This is a genomic window from Arthrobacter sp. BGA-UO-ETr-C19 (assembly GCF_059568005.1).
Window position 1 is genome coordinate 309,432 of record NZ_JCAQPC010000018.1, and the last position, 6,813, is coordinate 316,244.

4 protein-coding genes are annotated in these 6,813 nt (G+C 64.7%); 3 read left to right on the top strand and 1 reads right to left on the bottom strand.

Features of this window, described 5'->3' with window-relative positions; genetic code table 11:
• Nucleotides 1-3: 3 nt before the first annotated feature.
• Nucleotides 4-921 (bottom strand): hypothetical protein, encoded by a 918-nt coding sequence (locus AC57BR_RS11390; protein ID WP_496360532.1) that lies wholly within the window; start codon nt 919-921, stop codon nt 4-6.
• A 12-nt stretch (nt 922-933) separates the two neighbouring features.
• On the opposite strand from AC57BR_RS11390, the gene AC57BR_RS11395 reads away from it, so the two are divergent.
• The 3 genes from AC57BR_RS11395 to AC57BR_RS11405 all read left to right on the top strand — a co-directional run bounded on the left by AC57BR_RS11395 (nt 934) and on the right by AC57BR_RS11405 (nt 6,317).
• Entirely contained in the window at nt 934-1,929 is a 996-nt protein-coding gene (locus AC57BR_RS11395; protein WP_496360534.1) for a hypothetical protein, read from the top strand.
• A 308-nt stretch (nt 1,930-2,237) separates the two neighbouring features.
• The gene (locus tag AC57BR_RS11400) at nt 2,238-4,151 is read left to right on the top strand and encodes a bifunctional copper resistance protein CopD/cytochrome c oxidase assembly protein (protein WP_496360536.1); all 1,914 of its coding nucleotides are present in this window, start codon (nt 2,238-2,240) and stop codon (nt 4,149-4,151) included.
• Between the two features lie 150 nt (nt 4,152-4,301).
• Nucleotides 4,302-6,317, top strand: coding sequence for a multicopper oxidase family protein (locus AC57BR_RS11405; RefSeq protein WP_496360538.1), 2,016 nt, complete (start codon nt 4,302-4,304; stop codon nt 6,315-6,317).
• Nucleotides 6,318-6,813 lie beyond the last annotated feature (496 nt).

Below are 6,813 nucleotides of genomic sequence, written 5' to 3' on the forward strand. Positions count from 1 at the left end.
CGGCTAGTCCTCCGCGCCGTTCTGGCGGCGGTCGGCATCCTGCTGTTCGGTGTGCTCGGCTTCGGCGACCTCGGCGTCCTCATCCGGCTCGGCGGAATCCTCGTCGGACTCGGCGTCGTCGGACTCGAAGTAATCCGGCTCAGCGTCGTCCAGGTTTTCTTCGGCCGCGTCCGCTGACGGCCGCTTCGCAGCAGCTTCATCCTCGGCGCTGATCCCGGGGGCCGCCTGGCTGTCGGAAGACTCGGTTCCGGCCTGCGCCGCCGTGCCTGCAGCATTCGCAATCCGCTTCCGGCGTTCGGCTTCTTCCCGGGCTTCCTCTTCCTCGTCCCAGCCAAGGTCGATGATGTCGGGTTCCTCGGCCATGCCCAGACCCAGGGCTTCTTCCGCTACGACCGCCTGCCGCAGCCATTTTCCGGCCTCGGTTTCGCGGCCGACGGCGGTCAGGGCCTCCGCATACGCGCGGAACAGGCGCGGGCTGTAGGAAAAGGCCCGGTTGATGTCCAGCTGCGGGATCTCCAGCTCCGCCACGGCGGCGTCCAGCTGGCCAAGGTCAGCACGCGCACCGGAAGCGACGATCGCCAACTCCACCTTGCCGGGCGCGTCGAGGTCCTGGGCCTCCTCGGAACGGACGACGTCCAGGGCGCGGTCGGGCCGGCCCAGGCCACGTTCGCAGTCGGCCATCACGGGCAGGTGGACGTTGGAACCGCTGATCCGACGGTAGGTGCGGAACTCGCGCAGGGCCTCGCCGTAGTGTCCGGCGGCATAGGCTGTCAGGCCCACTGCCTCTCGGACGGCGGCAAGGCGTCCGCCGCGGCGGCTGGCGGCGAGGGCGTGCTGGAATGCCAGTTCAGGCTCGTCGTCGATAAGCCGGCCGGCCATTACGAGGTGGCGGGCAACCCACTCCGCGCTGTTGGATTCCAAGGTCTTGATCTGGTGCTGCGTGGCGCGGTCGAGTTCTTTGCCCGTGACATCCTCGTCAATTTCGGGCGAACGCTCACGGTCCGGGCGGTTGGCGCTGCGCAGGTCGCGGGCGTTGGGAACGCGGGCCGGGCGGTCCTCAGCCCTGTCGCGGCCGAACTGGCGGGGGCCGGAGTCGCTACGGTCAAAGCTGCGGGGTGCGCGGTCCTGCCGGTCACCGCGGTCCTGCCAGCCGGCACGGTCCTGCCAGCCGGCACGGTCCTCGCGGGGTGCACGGTCCTGCCGGTCACCGAAAGGCCTGCGGTTGTCTCCGCCACCGAAGCTGCGGCGGTCGCCGTCGCCCTCGCGGCGCGGACGGTCACCAAACGGCTTACGGTCACGATCACCAAAGCTGCGGCGGTCGCCCCCACCAAAACTGCGGCGGTCGCCCTCACCCTCTCGGCGCGGACGGTCACCAAACGGTTTACGGTCACGATCACCAAAACCGCGACGATCGCCGTCGCCCTCACGGCGCGGACGGTCACCAAACGGCTTACGCTCACGATCACCAAAGCTGCGGCGGTCACCCTCACCCTCGCGGCGCGGACGGTCACCGCCACCAAAACTGCGGCGGTCACCCTCGCCCTCGCGGCGCGGACGGTCACCAAACGGCTTACGGTCACGATCACCAAAGCTGCGGCGGTCGCCCTCACCCTCTCGGCGCGGACGGTCACCAAACGGCTTACGGTCACGATCACCAAACGGCTTACGCTCGCCGCCACCAAAACCGCGACGATCGCCGTCGCCCTCACGACGCGGACGCTCCCCAAACGGCTTACGCTCACCACCACCAAAACCGCGACGATCGCCGTCGCCCTCACGGGCGCGGAAGCCCCGCGGATCCCCGCCGGAGTTATTGGTCCCCCTAAACGGGCCCCCCTGCCGTCCCCGGTTGCTTCCCGAGTCCCCCCGGTCATTTCCGCCGCGGTAACCGCCGCCCTTGTGCTCAGCCATGGTGGATTCCTCCTGTAGTGAGCCGACCACTGGCGCGATGTGCAGCCGCTCTTGTCCGTGTTTGGTTGTCCTGCGCGACCCGAGGTGAAGCATCCGGTGTCCGCATATCTCTAGCAATTCTAGGTGAGAGCCGGTGCCAGCCACTAACGGCGAGGGGCTTCCACGCGCCGGCGTGTGCATCCTCACAGGGGCGTGGGCCACTCAATCTGTTGCCGGCTGGTCCGCTTGTTCTGCTTCTGGGCTTCCGGCAGAGCACTACATCCCACAGGAAAAATCCAAGGAGACGTGGCAAGACTGGGCCCCACAGCATCCGTCGAGGGGGAACCATGAAGAAATCACGGACGAAGCCGGTGGCCGCTGCTGCCATGATCCTGGGTTGCGGGCTACTTGCATTGTTCGTTGCCTACTCGACTGAGGCTGGCAAGGAAGCTGCCTTCCTTGACCGGACCGGCGCAGCGGTCATCTGGGGGCTTCCTCTGGCCAAACTTGTTTTCAATATCGCGGCTGCCGGCACTGTCGGGCCACTTATCCTGGCGCTCTACGCCCTCCCCCCGAAGGGAAAAGCGTTCTCGAAGGCACTCGTCCTTGCCGGTATATCCGCTGTGCTCTGGACAGCCGCCGCAGCGGCGATCAGCGTCCTCACCTTCCACTCGCTGGCCAACCTGCCGCTGTTTTCGGAAGGATCCGGCGCCATCTTTGTGAGCTTCCTGACCGACGTCGACGCTGGGCGGAGAAACGCTCTGACAGTCGTGATCACGGCAACCGTGGCGCTCCTGTGCTTCGGAGTTCAGAGCCAGCGGGCTGTAGCCGTCACGGCTGTGCTGGCTTCCACCGGGCTGATTCCTCTGGCTCTAAACTCCCATGCCGCGGGCGGTGCCAGCCACGCCGACAGTACAGTTTCCGTGGTCATGCACATGGCCGCGGCAGCCATCTGGATCGGCGGCCTGGCAACGCTCGTCCTGCTGCGGCGGACGCTGGGAACGGAGTTGCTGGCCGCGGTCCGGCGTTACTCGACGTTGGCGCTGCTGTCCTTCCTTGCCCTGGCAATCTCGGGCGTAGCGGCCGGAGTGACAGGCATCGGAACGCTTGAAGGGCTGGCCACACCGTACGGCCTGATCCTCTTGGCCAAGACCGCAACTCTGGGGGTTCTGGGCGTGTTCGGGGCCCTGCACCGCAAGTGGATCCTCACGAAACTGGCATCGGTCCCAGGGCGGGCACGGGCCATCTTCTCGGCTCTGGCGGTGGCCGAACTTGCCGTCATGGCAGCCGCATCAGGACTGGCGGCCGCCCTGGCGCGCACCCCACCGCCAACGGTCTCGCAGGCAGCACCCGCTCCGGTGTCCCTTCGTCTTCCCGGTTTTGTGGATGTGCTCAGCAGTTGGAAGCCGGACGCCCTGTGGATCTTCCTCTGCGGCCTCGCTGTGTTCGTGTACGCAGGCGGCGTGCTGCGCGTCAGGAACCGTGGCGGGCACTGGCCTGTTCAGCGCACCGCCATGTGGATCCTCGGAATCATGGTTCTGTTCCTGGTCACCAACGGAGGACTCCGCGTCTACCAGGAGTATCTGATCAGTGCGCACGTCGTGACCCAGATGCTTCTTATCGCCGTCGTTCCGCTCCTGCTGGTTCCGGGTGCGCCTCTGACGTTGGCCAGGCTCGCCGCCGTACCCAGGCAGGACGGGACCATAGGCGGTGCAGAGGTTCTCACGATAATGCTGCGCCCTGTTATGCGTGCTGCGTCGGCGCCCTATACGGCGGCCGCTGGCTTGGCCGCAGTGCTGGCTGCCCTGTACTACACGCCTTTACTGGAGTACTCGTCACGCACCCAGTTCGGGTACCAGGCAATGGCCCTGCTGGCGTTGCTGTCCGGCTGCCTGTTCACGGCTTCCCTTGCCCGTGCCACCGGCGGCGGCCGTGGATCGTCGCTGGCCTCCAGGCTGGTGACCATAGGTGCCGTGGCCGCGCTCTACGCGGCGCACGGCTGGGCCCTCGCCCAACAGGCAGACCAGCTGCCGGATTCACGGCGGCAGGAATGGCTGATCACCGTGGGCAAGCCCTGGGACCAACTGGCTCTGGCAGTCGTGGAGCCGGCGGGCATGGCCATGTGGATCATCGCGGCCGGCACGCTTCTCGTAGCGGCCGCGGCTGTGCTGTCCACCTCTCGCCGACGCCGAGATGCGGGCGTACGGCACCGCTCCACTACTGAGCGCGCCCACGATCTTGTGATGTCCTCTGAGCCCTGATGGGCCCCGCTTCCTGAGCGGGCGTCACTTGGGTGGCTTCCACCCTAAGAAGGCCGCCGCCAGCCCTGTCTCTCTCAAGGTTTCCGCAGGGTAGGTATTACACCCTTCAACTAAATCAATTGGACTTTTCTTACGACGTCGGAGGTAGTCGTGTCAGTTACACGCCGTCAGGCATTGCAAATAGGTGGAGTGGGCATCATCGGTGCCTTTGGGCTGGCTGTTCCCTTGACTTCGGTCAACGCCAAGTCGGCAAGCCAGCTCGCGTCCCGGAACATGCCCAAGCCCTACCAGCGGACACTTCCCATTCCGGAGGTACTCAAGCCCAAGAGCACGGTTGTGGACCCCGACGGCCACAAACGGCACCTGTATCAGATCGAACAGAAAGCCGCCCTGGCCAACATCGTGCCTGGCCTCAGCACACCGATCCTCGGCTACAACGGGACATTTCCGGGGCCGACCATCAAGGTGAATCAGGGGGAACGCATCACTCTGGAGATGGACAACGTGCTGCCTCTGTTCCACCCGCAGTGGGGGTATCGGCTTGACACCTCGACCCACCTGCACGGGTCGGCGTCGCTCCCGCAGTTCGACGGCTACGCCAACGACCTCACCGGCCGGGACTACTGCAAGGACTATGAATACCCCAATTTCCAGCCGGCACGGACCCTTTGGTACCACGACCACGCCGTCCACAATACGGGTCAGAGCGTTTACTCCGGCCTGGCCGCCCAGTACCACCTGCATGACGAAGTGGAAGGCAACATCCTTCCGCAGGGAAAGTTCGACGTACCGCTCACGGTTTCCGACGCCATGTTCGCAGCCAACGGCTCCCTCGGCTACAACGACAACACCCACTCCGGCCTGTGGGGCGACGTCATCCTTGTCAACGGAGCGCCTTGGCCGGTGATGAAGGTCCAGCGACGGATCTACCGCTTCCGTATTCTCAATGCCTCCATTGCGCGTTCCTACCGCTTCTCCCTGAGCACAGGAGACGCAATGACCATCGTCGCAACCGACGGCGGTCTGATGCCGGCCGCCCAGCAGGTGACATCCTGGCGGCACGGCGGCGCCGAGCGCTACGAGGTCCTCATCGACTTTTCAAAGTATCCCGTCGGCAAGCGGGTCGAACTGCGCAACCTGTCCAACAAGAACAATGTGGACTACGACTTCACCAACAAGGTCATGGCCTTCGACGTGACGGACGAGCCTGTCGACACGTCCGGACCCGGCGCCAAGGTGCTGCCGACAGTCCTCGCCCCGAGCACGACCATGAGCCTCACGACTTCGGACTCCGTAAAGACCAGGCACATGCGCGTGAAACGGGACAACGACATCTGGACAATCGGGGGCATGACGTGGGACGAGGTGGTCCAGAGCGGCTATAAGAAGGTCCTCGCTAATCCCGATCTGAACGACGTGGAAATCTGGGAAATAGAAAACAGCTCAGGAGGGTGGTTCCATCCGGTCCACATCCACCTGGTGGACTTCCAGGTCCTAAGCCGCAACGGACAGGCACCTTTCGCCCACGAGCGTGGGCCCAAGGACGTGGTCTACGTGGGCGAGGGCGAAACGGTCCGGCTGCTCATGAAGTTCGAGCACCACCGCGGGAGGTACATGATCCACTGTCACAACCTGCCCCACGAGGACCATGACATGATGGCCCAGTTCAGCGTCGGCCTTAACATGAACGACGTAGATCCCAATCATCCAGTGGAAGCTGTACGGCCGCACCCGATCAACCAGTCTGCACCGGTACAAGGGACTGCGGAAGTGCCGGCACCACAGACGACTCAGCCAGCAGAGGTGGCCGCACCGGTGACAACCACTCCGGCCACGTCCCCGGTAACATCACCACCGGCACCGGCTGCCGCACCTGTGGGACAGAAAGACGTCGTGACCATCACCACCGCCCGGCACCGTTTGAAGAAGGACATGACTCTCGCCGGAACCTCCAAGTTCACCGGCTCGACGGCGGCAACCTCGGCCACCGTCGTGCTGTACGACGTGACGCCAGGACGTGCTGCCACGCGCTTGGGAACCGTAAAGGCCAACTCCCTGGGGACCTGGTCGCTGGAAGTCAAGCCCGGACCTGCCAAGCAGGTCACCGCCGTCAAGGCCGAATCAAGCGTTGGCGGAACAACGACGACGAGCGTCAGGCCCCGCTGAAAAGGGCCGTGCAGCCCCCAACCTGGAGAAGACTCCTAGCACGAGTCGGGACCTGAGGACGCGTTAGGGAAAACCCTGCAGGACCTGAGGAAGCGTTAGGGAAAAACCGGCAGAACCTGAGGAAGCGTTAGGGAAAAACCTGCAGAACCTGAGGAAGCGTTAGGGAAAAACCTGCAGGACCTGAGGAAGCGTTAGGGAAAAACCGGCAGGATGTGAGGAAGGGTTAGGGAAAAACCTGCAGGATGTGAGGAAGGGTCGGTGAAAAGGTCGCCTCGATCCGGTCGCTTCCTCAGGTCCTGTCGCTTCGGTCCGGTCGCTTCCTCAGGTCCTGTCGCTTCGGTCCGGTCGCTTCCTCACATCCCGGGGGGCCGGGGTTGGGTGTGGAAACCGGGGTTAAATGCGGGAGAGCCCCAACCATGACTGGTTGGGGCTCTCGACCTAATGGTTGTCCGGCGGTGACCTACTCTCCCACACCCTCCCGGGTGCAGTACCATCG